This is a genomic window from Cupriavidus necator A5-1 (assembly GCF_000744095.1).
Taxonomy (GTDB): Bacteria; Pseudomonadota; Gammaproteobacteria; order Burkholderiales; family Burkholderiaceae; genus Cupriavidus; species Cupriavidus necator_A.
Genome location: NZ_JQLI01000001.1, coordinates 3,723,840 through 3,738,342 on the forward strand (window position 1 = coordinate 3,723,840; position 14,503 = coordinate 3,738,342).

13 protein-coding genes are annotated in these 14,503 nt (G+C 66.2%); 4 read left to right on the forward strand and 9 right to left on the reverse strand.

Going from position 1 to position 14,503, the window contains the following annotated elements; all coding sequences use genetic code 11:
* Nucleotides 1–48: 48 nt before the first annotated feature.
* Both K307_RS16560 and K307_RS16565 read left to right on the forward strand, forming a co-directional pair.
* Nucleotides 49–1,077, forward strand: coding sequence for a diguanylate cyclase (locus tag K307_RS16560; RefSeq protein WP_042879701.1), 1,029 nt, complete (start codon nucleotides 49–51; stop codon nucleotides 1,075–1,077).
* A gap of 358 nt (nucleotides 1,078–1,435) precedes the next feature.
* The gene (locus tag K307_RS16565; protein ID WP_042879702.1) at nucleotides 1,436–2,215 is read left to right on the forward strand and encodes a DUF4397 domain-containing protein; all 780 of its coding nucleotides are present in this window, start codon (nucleotides 1,436–1,438) and stop codon (nucleotides 2,213–2,215) included.
* A gap of 86 nt (nucleotides 2,216–2,301) precedes the next feature.
* Here K307_RS16565 and K307_RS16570 read toward each other — a convergent pair whose 3' ends face one another.
* The 4 genes from K307_RS16570 to K307_RS16585 all read right to left on the reverse strand — a co-directional run bounded on the left by K307_RS16570 (nucleotide 2,302) and on the right by K307_RS16585 (nucleotide 6,774).
* A complete protein-coding gene (locus K307_RS16570; RefSeq protein ID WP_042879704.1) occupies nucleotides 2,302–2,631 on the reverse strand; it encodes a helix-turn-helix transcriptional regulator in 330 nt (109 codons plus the stop codon).
* Between the two features lie 224 nt (nucleotides 2,632–2,855).
* Nucleotides 2,856–4,358 carry a tripartite tricarboxylate transporter permease gene (locus K307_RS16575; protein WP_042879705.1) on the reverse strand — a complete coding sequence of 501 codons (1,503 nt, stop codon included), beginning with the start codon at nucleotides 4,356–4,358 and terminating at the stop codon, nucleotides 2,856–2,858.
* Between the two features lie 13 nt (nucleotides 4,359–4,371).
* Nucleotides 4,372–4,833 (reverse strand): tripartite tricarboxylate transporter TctB family protein, encoded by a 462-nt coding sequence (locus K307_RS16580; RefSeq protein ID WP_042879707.1) that lies wholly within the window; start codon nucleotides 4,831–4,833, stop codon nucleotides 4,372–4,374.
* 450 nt (nucleotides 4,834–5,283) lie between these two features.
* Nucleotides 5,284–6,774, reverse strand: coding sequence for an MATE family efflux transporter (locus K307_RS16585; RefSeq protein ID WP_042879708.1), 1,491 nt, complete (start codon nucleotides 6,772–6,774; stop codon nucleotides 5,284–5,286).
* Between the two features lie 346 nt (nucleotides 6,775–7,120).
* Between K307_RS16585 and K307_RS16590 the strand changes: the two genes are divergently transcribed.
* Both K307_RS16590 and K307_RS16595 read left to right on the forward strand, forming a co-directional pair.
* Nucleotides 7,121–7,903, forward strand: coding sequence for an MHYT domain-containing protein (locus K307_RS16590; protein WP_042879710.1), 783 nt, complete (start codon nucleotides 7,121–7,123; stop codon nucleotides 7,901–7,903).
* Nucleotides 7,904–8,100: 197 nt separating this feature from the next.
* Nucleotides 8,101–9,528, forward strand: a complete 1,428-nt coding sequence (locus K307_RS16595; protein ID WP_042879711.1) for an NAD-dependent succinate-semialdehyde dehydrogenase — start codon at nucleotides 8,101–8,103, stop codon at nucleotides 9,526–9,528.
* A gap of 61 nt (nucleotides 9,529–9,589) precedes the next feature.
* On the opposite strand, the gene K307_RS16600 is transcribed toward K307_RS16595, so the two are convergent.
* The 5 genes from K307_RS16600 to ctaD all read right to left on the reverse strand — a co-directional run bounded on the left by K307_RS16600 (nucleotide 9,590) and on the right by ctaD (nucleotide 14,423).
* Nucleotides 9,590–10,783: a DUF2252 family protein gene (locus K307_RS16600; RefSeq protein ID WP_042879712.1), complete on the reverse strand. Its 1,194-nt coding sequence runs from the start codon at nucleotides 10,781–10,783 to the stop codon at nucleotides 9,590–9,592.
* 78 nt (nucleotides 10,784–10,861) lie between these two features.
* Nucleotides 10,862–11,263 carry a cytochrome C oxidase subunit IV family protein gene (locus K307_RS16605; protein WP_042879713.1) on the reverse strand — a complete coding sequence of 134 codons (402 nt, stop codon included), beginning with the start codon at nucleotides 11,261–11,263 and terminating at the stop codon, nucleotides 10,862–10,864.
* Nucleotides 11,264–11,271: 8 nt separating this feature from the next.
* A complete protein-coding gene (locus K307_RS16610; protein WP_042879714.1) occupies nucleotides 11,272–11,982 on the reverse strand; it encodes a heme-copper oxidase subunit III family protein in 711 nt (236 codons plus the stop codon).
* 39 nt (nucleotides 11,983–12,021) lie between these two features.
* Complete coding sequence (locus K307_RS16615; RefSeq protein ID WP_042879716.1) at nucleotides 12,022–12,669, reverse strand: bb3-type cytochrome oxidase subunit III; 648 nt, start codon at nucleotides 12,667–12,669, stop codon at nucleotides 12,022–12,024.
* The gene (ctaD, locus tag K307_RS49510; protein ID WP_042882168.1) at nucleotides 12,666–14,423 is read right to left on the reverse strand and encodes a cytochrome c oxidase subunit I; all 1,758 of its coding nucleotides are present in this window, start codon (nucleotides 14,421–14,423) and stop codon (nucleotides 12,666–12,668) included. The genes K307_RS16615 and ctaD overlap by 4 nt, the downstream gene beginning before the upstream one ends.
* Nucleotides 14,424–14,503 lie beyond the last annotated feature (80 nt).

Consider the following 14,503-nt stretch of genomic DNA (forward strand, 5'->3'; position numbering starts at 1 on the left):
CATACGTCCCGGGCGGCACCGGGACAGCACACCCAGGACCCCGAAACAATGCAACCCGAACACCCAGCCCCTACCAGACCCGCCAGCCCAGGCGCGGCCACGCAAGAGAACGTGGCAATGGTGCTGCTGGTGGACGACCAGGCCATGGTCGGCGAGGCCGTGCGCCGCGCCCTGTCGACCGAGCCGGACATCGACTTCCACTACTGCGCCAACCCCGACGAGGCGGTCGCCGTGGCCGCGCGCACCAAGCCCACCGTGATCCTGCAGGACCTGGTGATGCCGGGCGTTGACGGCCTGACGCTGGTCAGGCGCTACCGCGACAACCCCGCCACGCGCGATATTCCGATCATCGTGCTGTCGACCAAGGAAGAAGCCGCGATGAAGAGCGCGGCGTTCGCGGCCGGGGCCAACGATTACCTGGTCAAGCTGCCCGACAGCATCGAGCTGATCGCGCGCATCCGCTACCACTCACGCTCCTACCTCAACTTGCTGCAGCGCGACGAGGCTTATCGCGCGCTGCGGCAAAGCCAGCAGCAGCTGCTCGAGACCAACCTGGAGCTGCAGCGGCTGACCAATTCAGACGGCCTGACCGGGCTGTCCAACCGCCGCTACTTCGACGAATACCTCGGCGCCGAATGGCGCCGCGCGCAGCGCGAGCAGACGCAGGTGGCGTTGCTGATGCTCGATGTCGACAGTTTCAAGGCGTACAACGACACTTACGGGCACGTTGCCGGCGACGAGGTGCTGCGCCGCGTCGCCACGGTGCTTCGCAACAACTGCACGCGCGCGGCCGACCTGCCGGCGCGCTTTGGCGGCGAAGAATTCTCGATGGTGCTGCCGGGTACCTCGCCGGGCGGCGTGCGGCTGCTGGCCGAAAAGGTGCGGCGCTCGGTCGAGGCGCTGCGCATCGTCCACAGCGGTTCGCCCACCAGCGACTGCGTCACCGTCAGCATCGGCGGTGCCGTGCTGGTGCCACAGCCTGAGGAGCCGGCAAGCCGGCTGGTGGAAGTGGCGGACGCCGGGCTCTATCAGGCCAAGCGCAATGGCCGCAACCAGGTGATGATGTCATTGCCGTGAACAGAAGCAGACTGCGGAACCGCACCACGGAACTCTCGGTCTGAGCACAAACACGGGGCGGCAACAACCGGTTACACACTCGCACCTTTTGCGCAGCCGCCCCCCTTCCGCCCGCGCGGCCATGCGCTGACTGGCTTTGCCCCCACACCGCCTCCTGTCCGAATCACTTCTTGTCGGAATCGTCCGACATGGAATTCGGAACCGCGCGCCTGCCTTGTATCAGCGCTGCTACCTATCGTTGCATCACGGCAAGCGCAATCGCCGCGCCTGCAGCAGATAGCAAACTGGCCACGCGACCGTCGCGCCCAGCGCGGATACGGGCCAGCTCGTCTCTGATTCCAACGGTAAGAGGTGACCCATGTTCCGATCCAAAACCAGTCTTATCCTCGGTCTCGCCCTGGCCGCAACGGCAGTCCTGTCGGCCTGCGGTGGCGGCGACGATGGCATCGATGACCGCGTCGGGCTGAGCAAGCCCTCGATCCGCGCGATCCACGCAGTGACCGGCGGCCCGAACGTCGACGTGCTGCAGAACGGTGTCAAGACCAGCTTCCTGAACAAGCCCTACAAGTTCGTCTCGACCTACTTCAATGTGGAGACGGGCAACCAGCTGATCTCCTTCAACGTCGCCGGCACGCAGACTGAACTGGCGCGGGCCACGCTCGTCGCGGCCACCGGCCATAAATACACCGTGGTGGCGCTGCCGGGTGCAACCGTTGCCGAAGCGCTGACTATCGACGATCCGTTCGGGAAGGGCCTGCTGTCGAACAAGGCGCGCGTGCGCAGCCTGAACGCCTCGTTCAATGCGCAGAACGTTGATATCTACGTGACCATGCCTGCGATCGACCTGAACTCGGTAGGACCGACCTTCGGCGCCGTGGCGTACAAGCAGGCCTCGCCGGCTTCGGGCCAGGACTCGATTGAGCTGGATGGCGGCACCTATCGCCTGCGCATCACGCCGGCAGGCAGCAAGACGGTGATCTTTGACTCGGGTGCGCTCACGCTGGCCAACAATGCCGACTGGCTGATCACGACCATCCCGGTCGACGGCATCGGCGCGACCGTGCCGAACAAGATCAAGGTGCTGGTGGCGCGCGGCGATGACGAGGCGCAAGCCGGCCTGGAACTGGTGACGCAGTAAGCGCCCGCAGCCCGTTTCGCGCCTGCCCGCACTCCGTGTGCGGGTCAGGCAGGCAGGAGGCCGATCCGAGAGGGTCGGCCTTTTTTCTATGGAGTGGCGCCGCCCTGATGGATGTCGTCGCCGTCGCCCGGCGCGAGGTCCGCCTTCAGCACGGCGAGATGCGCTATGTACTGCTCCAGCTCGGCGCGCCCGCGTTCGGTAATGCAGTAGACGCGGCCGCTGCCTTCGACCAGTTCGGCGGTGATGGCACGCGCCATCATCAGGCTGCGCAGCACCGGCCGCAGCGAGCGGATGTTCTTGTCGATGCCGCGCTCGCGCAGGCGGTCGACCAGGTTCATGACCGTGGACGGGCTTGACTGGACGAGCTTGAGAACGTAGACGCGGGAAAAAAACCGGTCAAGGGTAGGCGGTTTCATGGGCGCTGTCGGCGCACCCGATGGTGCGGGAATCCTGATCATCATGCGCAGCCCATGACTGCTGCCGCAGTCGGGCACTCTCTTGTCGAAAATGACGGGCCGGCACGGGGCACGGCGGTCCGCGAAAAAAAAGAGGGGTGCGCGAAGGCACCCCGAATGCTTGCATTGTGTGCGCCGCCTTTCATGAACCGTCTGGGCGGCGCAGTCCCGGGGCGCGCGCGGCGCTATTCTTCCTGGAACGCTTCTTCGCGCTTGGCCTTGATCGACGGCAGGGCCACCACCGCCACCAGCGCCGCGGCGGCGATCAGCAGGCCGACCGACAGCGGGCGCGTCACGAACACGGTGAAGTCGCCACGCGACAGCAGCAGCGACCGGCGGAAGTTCTCTTCCATCATCGGCCCCAGCACGAAGCCCAGCAGCAGCGGCGCCGGCTCGCACTTGAGCTTCAGGAACAGATAGCCGATCACGCCGAAGCCGGCCGCCATGAACACGTCGAAGGTCTGGTTGTTGACCGAGTACACGCCGATGCCGCAGAACACCAGGATCGCCGGGTAGAGGAAGCGGTAAGGCACGGTCAGCAGCTTCACCCAGATGCCGATCATCGGCAGGTTCAGGATGATGAGCATCAGGTTGCCGATCCACATCGAGGCGATCAGGCCCCAGAACAGCGCCGGGTTGCTGGTCATCACCTGCGGGCCGGGCTGGATGTTGTGGATGGTCATCGCCCCCACCATCAGCGCCATCACCGCGTTGGGCGGAATGCCCAGCGTCAGCAGCGGAATGAACGAAGTCTGCGCCGCGGCGTTGTTGGCCGATTCCGGACCTGCCACGCCTTCGATCGCGCCCTTGCCGAATTCATGCGCGAACTTGGAGGTCTTCTTCTCCAGCGAATACGCTGCAAACGAAGCCAGTGCCGCACCGCCGCCCGGCAGGATGCCCAATGCCGAACCCAGCGCGGTGCCGCGCAGCACCGCCGGGATCATGCGCCTGAAGTCTTCCTTGTTCGGGAACAGGTTAGTCACGCGGTCAGTGAAGGTCTCGCGAGCCTCCTTCTGTTCCAGGTTCGCGATGATTTCCGCGAAGCCGAACATGCCCATGGCCAATGCAACGAAGTCGATGCCGTCGGTCAGCTCGGGAACGTCGAACGAGAAGCGCGCGGCGCCCGAGTTCACGTCAGTACCGATCAGGCCCAGCAGCAGGCCCAGCACGATCATGGCAACCGCCTTGGGCAGCGAGCCCGAAGCCAGCACGACGGCGCCGATCAGGCCCAGCACCATCAGCGAGAAGTACTCGGCGGGGCCGAACTTGAACGCCAGCTCCGACAGCGGCGTGGCAAACGCAGCCAGGATCAGCGTGGCGACGCAGCCGGCAAAGAACGAGCCCAGGCCCGCCGTTGCCAGCGCCACCCCCGCTCGCCCTCGCCTGGCCATCTGGTAGCCGTCGATCGTGGTCACCACTGACGACGATTCGCCCGGCAGGTTCACCAGGATGGCGGTGGTCGAGCCACCGTACTGCGCGCCGTAGTAAATACCGGCCAGCATGATCAGCGCTGCCACCGGCGGCAGCGTGTAGGTGACCGGCAACAGCATGGCGATGGTAGCCAGCGGCCCCAGGCCCGGCAGCACCCCGATCAGCGTCCCCAGCACGCAGCCGAGGAAGGCGTAGGCCAGGTTCTGCAGCGACAGCGCCGTGGAGAAACCCAGCGCAAGGTGATCAAACAATTCCATGGTCGGCGTCTCCTTAACCGGTGATGAAGGCCGGCCACACCGGCATCTGCAGGTTGATGCCGTAGACGAAGGCGCCCAGGCTGATCAGCACCAGCACCACGGCGTTGAGCAGCGCACCCTTCCAGCTGAACTCATGGCTGGCCATCGACGACACCATGACCAGCACGAACACCGACAGCACCATGCCCAGCGGCTTGAGCAGCAGGCCGAACAGCACCACCGAGCCCAGGATCCACAACAGCGTCTTCACGTCCCAGCGCGCGAGATGGTCTTCCTCGCCCCTGGACGACAGCGAAGACAACAGCACCACCGCGCCGAGCACGGCAAGCACCAGTCCCAGCAGGAAGGGGAAATATCCGGGTCCCATCTTTGCGGCCGTTCCCATGGAATAGCCGCGAGCGACCCAGGAAAAGCCCAGACCGACCAGAACGAACATCAGGCCGGAGGCAAAGTCCTTTTGGCTGCGTATGCGCAAAATGATTCTCCTCAAAGTTCACGAAATTCCGTGCCGGGTCGTGCGCTGGCTCTGGCGCAACGAGACATGCGCAAGGCATGCTCCCCGACGGTTGAACCGAACCTTAGAGACGCGATCTTTCAGGCGCCTTTCATTTGTCTTGGCTTAGGGGTATTTACCGATGCGCCAGAAAAACAGGGCTAAAGCCTGCGAGGCGAGCGAGGATCAATACATCATGTTGTGATGTATTTTCGCTTCCAAAAATGGGGAGGAATATCGGCTGAGAAGAGCGCCGAACAAGACGGCACGCGCGCTTGCGTCAACGCAAGGCGCGGCCGGAAAGACGCGCGATCACAGCCTTGGGGACATGGCGCGCGTGCGCTGGGAGGGAGTGCCAGCGGTGACAAGATGACACGCCGATCTTTCGAATGGCTTTCAAGGCGCGAATATTTTCCGCTGGAAAACGCTGCGTCAGCTCACGCCTTCCGCCTCGGGCGTTGCGGCCTCGGCCTCGTCCGCAACGGGACCCGCGTCTTCGCACGGCGTACCCATGCTGGTATCCGGCGCCTGCCCCACCGCCTCGGCCGGATGCGGCCCCGCTGGCAGGATATGGCTGCTGCGCCAGTTGCCGAAGCGGTAGTAGCCGACCGCCAGCGCCAGCGACACCATCGAGCCCACGGGGAAGCTCCACCAGATCGCATCCGCGCCGAGGCGCGGCCCCAGCGCCCACGCGAACGGCAGCCGGATCACCCACATCGACAGGAACAGAATCACCAGCGGCGCCATCACCGCGCCGGTGGCACGCACCGTGCCGAAGATGACGATGGTGAAGCCGAACAGGATGAACGACCACAGCACCACCACGTTGATATGCTGGGCGATGCCGATGGCCACGCCGTCGGTGCCGAGGAAGAGCCCGAGCGAATGCCGGTTGAACAGGTAGATCAGACCCACCAGCGCGCCGGTCATCGCCACGTTGAACACCAGCCCGACGCGCGTAATGCGCGACACGCGCTGCCACAGCCCCGCGCCGACGTTCTGCGCCACCATCGACGACACGCTTGCGCCGACGGCCAGCGCCGGCATCTGCACGTAGGTCCAGAGCTGCGAGGCGACACCATAGGCGGCGGTGGTCTGCGAGCCATAGGCGTTGACCAGCGCCATCATCACGATGGCGGACGACGAGATCACCACCATCTGCAGCCCCATCGGCAGGCCCTTGACCACCAGCGCGCGCAGGATCGCCGGATCGGGCCGCAGCAGCCCGAGCTGTCCGCGATGCAGCAGCAGGAAATGGCGGCGCCGGTACAGCAGCACCATCATTGCCGCCAGGCTCACCAGCTGGGCGATCAGCGTAGCCAGCGCCGAGCCGCCGATGCCCAGCGGCGGGATCGGCCCCACGCCGAAGATCAGCACCGGGTTGAGCGCCACATCCAGCACCACCGACAGCAGCATGAACCAGAACGGCGTGCGCGAATCCCCCGCGCCGCGCAGCGTCATCATCACGAAGTTGTAGAAGTACATGAACGGCAGCGCCAGGAAAATGATGCGCAGGTAGGTCACCGCCAGCGGCGCGGCATCTTGCGGCGTGTTCATGGCGGCCAGGATGGCGGGCGTGTAGATAAAGCCCAGCACCGACGCCAGCACCGACATCGCGACGAAGAAGGTGGTGCTGGTGCCGACCACGCGGCGCGCCTCGTCCAGGTCGCGCGCGCCTACCGCGTGGCCGATCATGATGGTGTTGGCCATGCTGATGCCGAACACCACGCCCAGCAGGAAGAACAGGATGATGTTGGCGTTGGAGGTCGCCGTCAGCGCGGCTTCGCCGAGGAAGCGCCCGACCCAGACCGAATTGATCGAGGCGTTCAGCGACTGCAGGATATTGCTGCCGAGCACCGGCAGCGAGAACAGCAGCAGGGTGCGGCCGATCGGGCCGGTGGTCAGTCTGGCGTCTGGCTTCATGGGGCGTAGCGCTGTGCGCGGCACCGGGGGCGCGACGCATGGGCGCTTCGGGGGGATGGGGAGGGATCGGGAAACCCGCCCAGTCTATCCCTGCGCCGGAGGCGCCACAAGCGAGGCCCCCGCCCTGCCGCACGGCGCGCTTTCTACCTGAATGAGTTATTCCGCCGCGTTGGCCGCGCGCGGCATACTCGGCACGGGGCCTGCGCGCCCCAGGCGCACTGCCGGACGGGACACCCGCCGCGCAGAGGTGCCGCCCGCAAGCCCGGCAGCAAACGCCGCGTACCCGCGTACGCGAGCAACCTTCAGACGCAGTCCAAACGCGCAGTCACGACGAGGAGGTGGGGTCATGTTTGTCGGTTTCCAGCCTGTTCCCGGCGCCCTGGTGCCGTTCGCCTATGACTGGCCGATGGTGGGCCTGTCGTTCCTGATCTCTGTCTGCGGCGCCTATGTAGGCCTGCGCTGGTCGCGGCGCGTGCGCCTGCCCGACGGCCGGCTGGACGTGGACCACCTGCTGTGCGCCAGCGTGGCGCTGGGCGGCGGCGCGGTCTGGTCGATGCACTTTATCGGCATGGTGGCCTACCAGACACCGACGCACCGCGAGTTCGGCCTGTTCCTGACGCTGGCTTCGCTGCTGGTGGTGATGGTGCTCGCGGGCGCCGGGCTGGCGATCGCCTCGCGCCCGCGCGGCAGCCGCACCGACAACGTGGTCCGGGGCGGGGTGCTGACCGGGCTGGGCGTGGTGGCCATGCACTACACCGGCATGGCCGCGATCCGCTCCAATACACGCTTTGACTGGGACCTGGGCGTGATCGCGCTGTCCGCCGTGATCGCTGTCGTGGTTTCGGGGGTTGCACTGTGGCTGGCCACCACGGTCAAGACCCGCGGCAAGCAGCTCGCCGCGGCGGTGGTGATGGGCGTGGCGGTCTGCGGCATGCACTACACCGGCATGTCGGCGGGCACCATGGTCTGCACCAGCCCGACCTATGCGCCGAGCCTGTTCGCGATTGAGGGCGACAGCATCGGCTATGCCGTGTTCGGCCTGACGCTGATCACGCTGCTGGTGATCCTGGTGGTGGAAGCCACCCGCGCCGGCGCCGAGTCCGCGGCGCAGCGGCGCGATCCCGCCTGAGTACCCCGCCCTCCCGGCGGGGAGGCTGCGGCACATTCCTCCTGGCGCCAGGCCTGCCCGGGCACCTGGCCCACTGCATGATCGCCGCAGTCGGGGTAAGCTTGCGGTTTCACTGACGGCCGCGGCCAGGGTCCGCCCCTTCTGCACCCCCTTTGCCGCGGCTGCCGCCACGCACAACGCCCACCAGGAGAACACGCATGTACCAGGATCTCGCGCTCTATATCGACGGGGAATTCATCAAGGGAGGCGACAGGCGCGAACAGGACGTCATCAACCCGGCCACGCAGGAGGTGCTGGGCAAGCTGCCGCACGCCACCCGCGCCGACCTGGACCGCGCCCTGGCCGCCGCCCAGCGCGCCTTCGAAAGCTGGAAGAAGACCTCGCCGCTGGAGCGCTCCAGGATCCTGCGCCGCGTGGGCGAACTGACCCGCGAGCGCGCCAGGGAGATCGGCCGCAATATCACGCTGGACCAGGGCAAGCCGCTGGCCGAGGCCGTGGGCGAAGTCATGATCTGCGCCGAGCACGCCGACTGGCACGCCGAGGAATGCCGCCGCATCTATGGCCGCGTGATCCCGCCGCGCCAGCCTAACGTGCGCCAGATCGTGGTGCGTGAGCCGATCGGCGTGTGCGCAGCCTTCACGCCGTGGAACTTCCCGTTCAACCAGGCCATCCGCAAGATCGTGTCGGCGCTGGGCGCCGGCTGCACGCTGATCCTGAAGGGGCCGGAGGATTCGCCCAGCGCGGTGGTGGCGCTGGCGCAGCTGTTCCATGACGCGGGCCTGCCGCCGGGCGTGCTGAACATCGTCTGGGGCGTGCCGGGCGAGATCTCGACCTACCTGATCGAATCGCCGATCGTGCGCAAGATCTCGTTCACCGGCTCGGTGCCGGTGGGCAAGCAACTGGCGGCACTGGCCGGTGCGCATATGAAGCGCATGACCATGGAGCTGGGCGGCCACTCGCCGGTGCTGGTGTTCGACGATGCCGATATCGAGCCGGCGGCCGAGATGCTGGCGCGCTTCAAGCTGCGCAACGCCGGCCAGGTATGCGTGTCGCCGACGCGCTTCTACGTCCAGGAAAAGGCGTATGACAAGTTCCTGGCGCGCTTTACCGAGGTGATCGGCTCGATCAAGGTCGGCAATGGCCTGGAAGATGGCACGCAGATGGGCCCGCTGGCGCACGAGCGCCGCGTGCTGTCGATGGAGCAGTTCCTGGACGACGCCAGCCAGCGCGGCGGCAAGGTGGTGGCCGGCGGTGCGCGCCTGGGCGACAAGGGCTACTTCTTCGCGCCGACCGTGGTAACCGACCTGCCCGACGATTCGCGCCTGATGACCGACGAGCCCTTCGGCCCGGTGGCGCCGGTGACGCGCTTCAAGGACACCGCCGAGGTGCTGCGCCGCGCCAACAGCCTGCCCTATGGGCTGGCGTCGTATGTGTTCACCAACTCGCTGAAGACCGCGACGGAAGTGTCCAACGGCCTGGAAGCGGGCATGGTCAATATCAACCACTTCGGCATGGCGCTGGCCGAGACGCCGTTCGGCGGCATCAAGGACTCGGGCATCGGCAGCGAAGGCGGCCAGGAGACCTTCGACGGCTACCTGGTAACCAAGTTCATCACGCAGGTCTGAGCGCCCTGCCGCTTGCGCCGTTCACGCATGCGTGAACGGCGCTTCCCCGCCCTGACGCCTCTTACTCGCCCCTCGCCTTCCGGTAGTCCTCCACATACGCCTTCCACTGCCCAACCGACACCGCGCAGCCGTGCCGCGCCAGCCGCAGCACGCCACTGCGCCAGCGAGTGCCCGCGGCAAACGCCTGCAACTGCTCGATCCGGTCGGCGGCATGGTGCCCGCAGCCGCGCAGATGCGCCCACGCTGCGGCATGCGCCATGGTGACCAGCACCTCGCGCAGCGACGCAAACCCGTTGCAGTGGGCCAGGTCGACCCGGTCAGCGGTCGGCTGCAGGCTTTTCACCAGGTAGGAAGCCTTGCCCATGTCGACTGGGGACAGCAGCGCCGGCGACGCCGCCTGCATGATCTGCTGCGCGGCCGCCACGCGTTTGGCATCGCTGCCCCAGCGTGGCTGCGAACGGTTGGGCAGGTCTTGCCATGCACTGGGCGCTGCGCGCTTGATGTCGATCAGGCGCTGCATGCCGCCGAGCTCGTCGCGGGCAAGCACCACGTAGCGCTCCAGCCCGAGGCTGCCGATGCCCGCGATGCGTAGCGCGGCATCGTCGGCGGCAAAGCGGTGGCCGTGGTGGCTCTGCCGCGAATAGGCGGCGAGGATTGCGCGGGCGTGCTCGCGGGCAGGCTTGTCCGCCGGCAATGCGTGGCGGCCATCGCAGAGCAGGCGCCGCTTGCCCTTACGCAATGTGGTCCGCTCCGACAGCAGATCGCCCCGCTTGCGGCGCTTGACCCGGCGCAGCAGCGTGGCCACGATGCCGATCGCCGTGGCGCGCTCAACCCAGCGCGGCTTGCCCGTCTGCAGCACGGCGGCGTAGGTGGAAAGCATTTCTTCGCAGGCCCGCATGGCATTCGCCTCGGACAGTCCCAGATGGCCCGCGGCAACCAGCACGCTTGACAAAAGCCGGACCATATCCACGGTAAGCGGCGCGACCAGTGCATCGTCAAAATCGTTCAGGTCGAAATAGACCAGCCCGTTGTCGCCCTTGAAACTGCCGAAGTTCTCCAGGTGGAGATCGCCGCAGACGTAAGTGGTCGGCGCATCGAGCAGCGTCGCCTCATTGCGCAGCGACTCGACATAGAGATGATTGGTGCCGCGGAAGAACGCAAAGGGGTCGGCGGCAATGGCTGCCAGCTTGCGGGTGAGGCGCTCGGGATCGCGGTTGTGGTTGAAGGTCAGGATTGCCTGGGTGGCTGCGTGCATGAACTCTGCTTTCGTTCAGACTTGGAATGCGGCAGCCACGCTGCCGGTCTGCGCGCGCGCCGGAATCCGGGATGTGGTTCAGCGGAAAAACAGGCCGCGCGTGATGAACGTGTGGTTCGCTTCTTCCGCCATCAGCCAGACCAGCACCAGCAGGCACATCGGCGGTACCAGGATGGCGCAGATCAACGCCATGCGCTCCCATGCCATATGCATGAACACCGCCACGATCAGCCCCGCCTTCAGGGCCATGAACACCAGGATCAGCGTCCAGCGCAGGTAGCCGGTGACATGGAAATAGTCGACCAGGTAGGACAGTGTCGAAAGCACGAACAGCAGCGCCCAGATCTTCAGGTACAGCCCGATCGGATGCTGCTGGCCGTGGTGCGCCGCGGCATGGCCGGCATCGTGGCCGGTCACATCGCCGGCCTCATGCGGGGCCGGCTGTGCAGGAGTCGCGGGAGTTGCGGAAGTGGAAGCCATGGCCGCCCTCACCAGAGATAGAACAACGCAAAGATAAACACCCATACGAGGTCAACGAAGTGCCAGTACAGGCCGGCGATCTCGACGATCTGGTAATTGCCGGTGGCCTCGTACCGTCCGCGCAGCACGCGCGTGGCGACCACCAGCAGGTAGATCACGCCGCACGACACGTGCAGGCCGTGGAAGCCCGTGATCATGAAGAAGGTCGAGCCGAACTGCGCCGCGCCCATCGGGTTGGTCCACGGGCGTACGCCCTCGTCGACGATCAGCTTGGTCCATTCGAAGGCCTGCATGCCGACGAACAGCATGCCGAACAGCGCGGTCACCAGCATCAGCATCGCGCACTCCCGGCGCGCGCGCCGGTAGGCGAAATTGACCGCCATCGCCATGGTGCCGCTGCTGGAAATCAGCACGAAGGTCATGATGGCGATCAGCAGCAGCGGGATGTCGGCGCCGCCCACGTGCAGCGCGAACACCTCGCTGGGGTTCGGCCATGGCACCGTGGTCGACATCCGCACCGTCATGTAGCCGGTCAGGAAGCAGCTGAAGATAAAGGTGTCGGACAGCAGGAAGATCCACATCATGGCCTTGCCCCACGACACCTTGAAGGCTTGCTGGTCCGACGACCAGTCCGCCAGCAGGCCGCGCAGGCCGCCGACCGCGGGCGGCGGCGTAGCCGCGACAGGCGTAGCCGATGGTGAAGACAGTTGCGTTGACATGCCGGTCCCCCTTGTTGCCCGTCGTGCTGGCGTCGCCCGCTAGGCCGTGCCGCAGATGTAGCGCACCAGCTCAGGCGTGAGCCAGCCCAGCGCCGCCAGCAACACCACCCACACCCCCAGCAGGAAGTGCCAGTAGCGCGCGCACAGTGTCATGCGCAGCACCGTCGCGTCGCCACTGCCGCGCGACGATACGGCGAAGGCCCAGCCGGCCAGGCCGCCCAGCACGTGCAGGCCGTGCATCGCCGTCAGCAGGTAGAAGAAGCTGCCCGCTGGATTGCCGGCAGGCACCACCTGCATCGCCGCCAGCGCCTGCCATGCCCACAGCTGCGAGACCACGAAACCGGCCGCGCCCAGCCCGCCCAGGCGCAGCGCGAGCCGGGCAGCGGCCATGCTGCCTTTGTGCGCGGCGTGCGACGCCACCCCCATCGCAAGGCTTCCCGCCGCCAGCAGCGCGGTGGACAGCCACACCTGCCACGGCAGCGCGATGCGGTGCCAGTCCGGACTGTCCATGCGCAGCGCATAGGCCGTCAGGAACAGCGCGAACAGCGAGCTGACCACGCCCATGAATACCCACAGGCCGATACTCGCGGGCGCGCGCCCGCGCGGGCGGTGGTTGGCGGCGTTCTCGCCGGACGGGTTGCCGCCGAAGTCGTCTCGGCTGACCTTGTAGAGGGCTTCGGCATTCATGCGACGGCTCCGCGGCTGGCATGCGGTTCGGGCTCGGACCCGCCTTCTTCAGGCGGAGCGTTTTGCGCGATAAAGTCCTCGCGCGCGCCCGGCACGCTGTAGGCATAGGCCCAGCGGTACACCACCGGCAGGTGTGGGCCCCAGTTGCCGTGCACCGGCGGCGTCTGCGGCGTCTGCCATTCCAGCGAGGCGGCGCGCCACGGGTTGCCGTCGGCCTTGCGCCCGTAGCGCAGGCTCCAGACCAGGTTGAAGACAAAGAGCAGCTGCGCCGCGGCCACGACAAAGGCCGCCACCGAGATGTACATATTCATCACGTGCGCCGACTCCGGGATAAAGGCGTAGTTCTCGTAGGCGTAGTAGCGGCGCGGCATGCCCAGCACGCCGAGGTAGTGCATCGGGAAGAAGATCGCGTAGGTGCCGATGAAGGTGATCCAGAAATGCACGCGGCCCATGGTGTCGTCGAGCATGCGCCCGCTGACCTTGGGATACCAGTGGTAGATGCCGCCGAACACCACCAGGATCGGCGACACGCCCATCACCATATGGAAGTGCGCCACCACGAAATAGGTGTTGGACAGCGGGATATCCACGCTGACATTGCCCAGGAACAGCCCGGTCAGCCCGCCGATCACGAAGGTGCTGATAAAAGCGATGGCAAACAGCATCGGCACCGAGAAATGGATATCCCCGCGCCACAGCGTGATGACCCAGTTGTAGACCTTGATCGCGGTGGGAATGGCGATGATCAGCGTGGTGGTGGCAAAGAAGAAGCCGAAGTACGGGTTCATGCCGCTGACGAACATATGGTGCGCCCACACCACCACCGAGAGCACGCCGATCGCCAGGATCGCCCACACCATGGTGCGGTAGCCGAAGATGCTCTTGCGCGAATGCACGCTGACCAGGTCCGAGACGATGCCGAAGGCCGGCAGCGCCACGATATACACCTCGGGATGGCCGAAGAACCAGAACAGGTGCTGGAACAGCAGCGGGCTGCCGCCCTTGTACTGCAGCTGCTGCCCCATCGACACCATCGCCGGCATGAAGAAGCTGGTGCCGAGCGTCTTGTCCAGCAGCATCATCACCGCGGAGACGAACAGCGCCGGGAAGGCCAGCAGCGCCAGGATGGTCGCCATGAAGATGCCCCACACCGCCAGTGGCATGCGCAGCAGCGTCATGCCCTCGGTGCGCGCCTGCAGCACAGTGGTGACATAGTTCAGGCCGCCCATCGTTGCCGCGACGATAAAGATTGCCAGCGACACCAGCATCAGGATGATGCCCCACTCGTAACCCGGCGTGCCGGGCAGGATGGCCTGTGGCGGGTACAGTGTCCAGCCTGCGCCGGTGGGCCCGCCCGGCACGAAGAAGCTCGCCAGCAGCACGATCACCGACAGCAGGTAGACCCAGAAGCTGAGCATGTTGAGGAAGGGGAACACCATGTCGCGCGCCCCAACCATCAGCGGGATCAGGTAATTACCGAAGCCGCCCAGGAACAGCGCGGTCAGCAGGTAGATCACCATGATCATGCCGTGCATGGTGACGAACTGGTAGTAGTGGTTGGCGTCGATGAATGCGAAGCGCCCCGGGAAGCCCAGCTGCATCCGCATCAGGTTGGACAGCGCCACGCCCACCAGCCCGACCACGATCGCCACGATCGTGTACTGCACGGCGATCACCTTGTGGTCCTGGCTCCAGACGTACCTGGTCCAGAAGCTCTGCGGTGCGTGATGGGCGGCATCGTCGGCGTAAGCCATGCGGGTCTCCTCACTTCGTGGCGGGCGTGGCCACCGCCGAGGGCGGCACGGCCACGGCCGTCGAAGTCGTATAGGTGCCG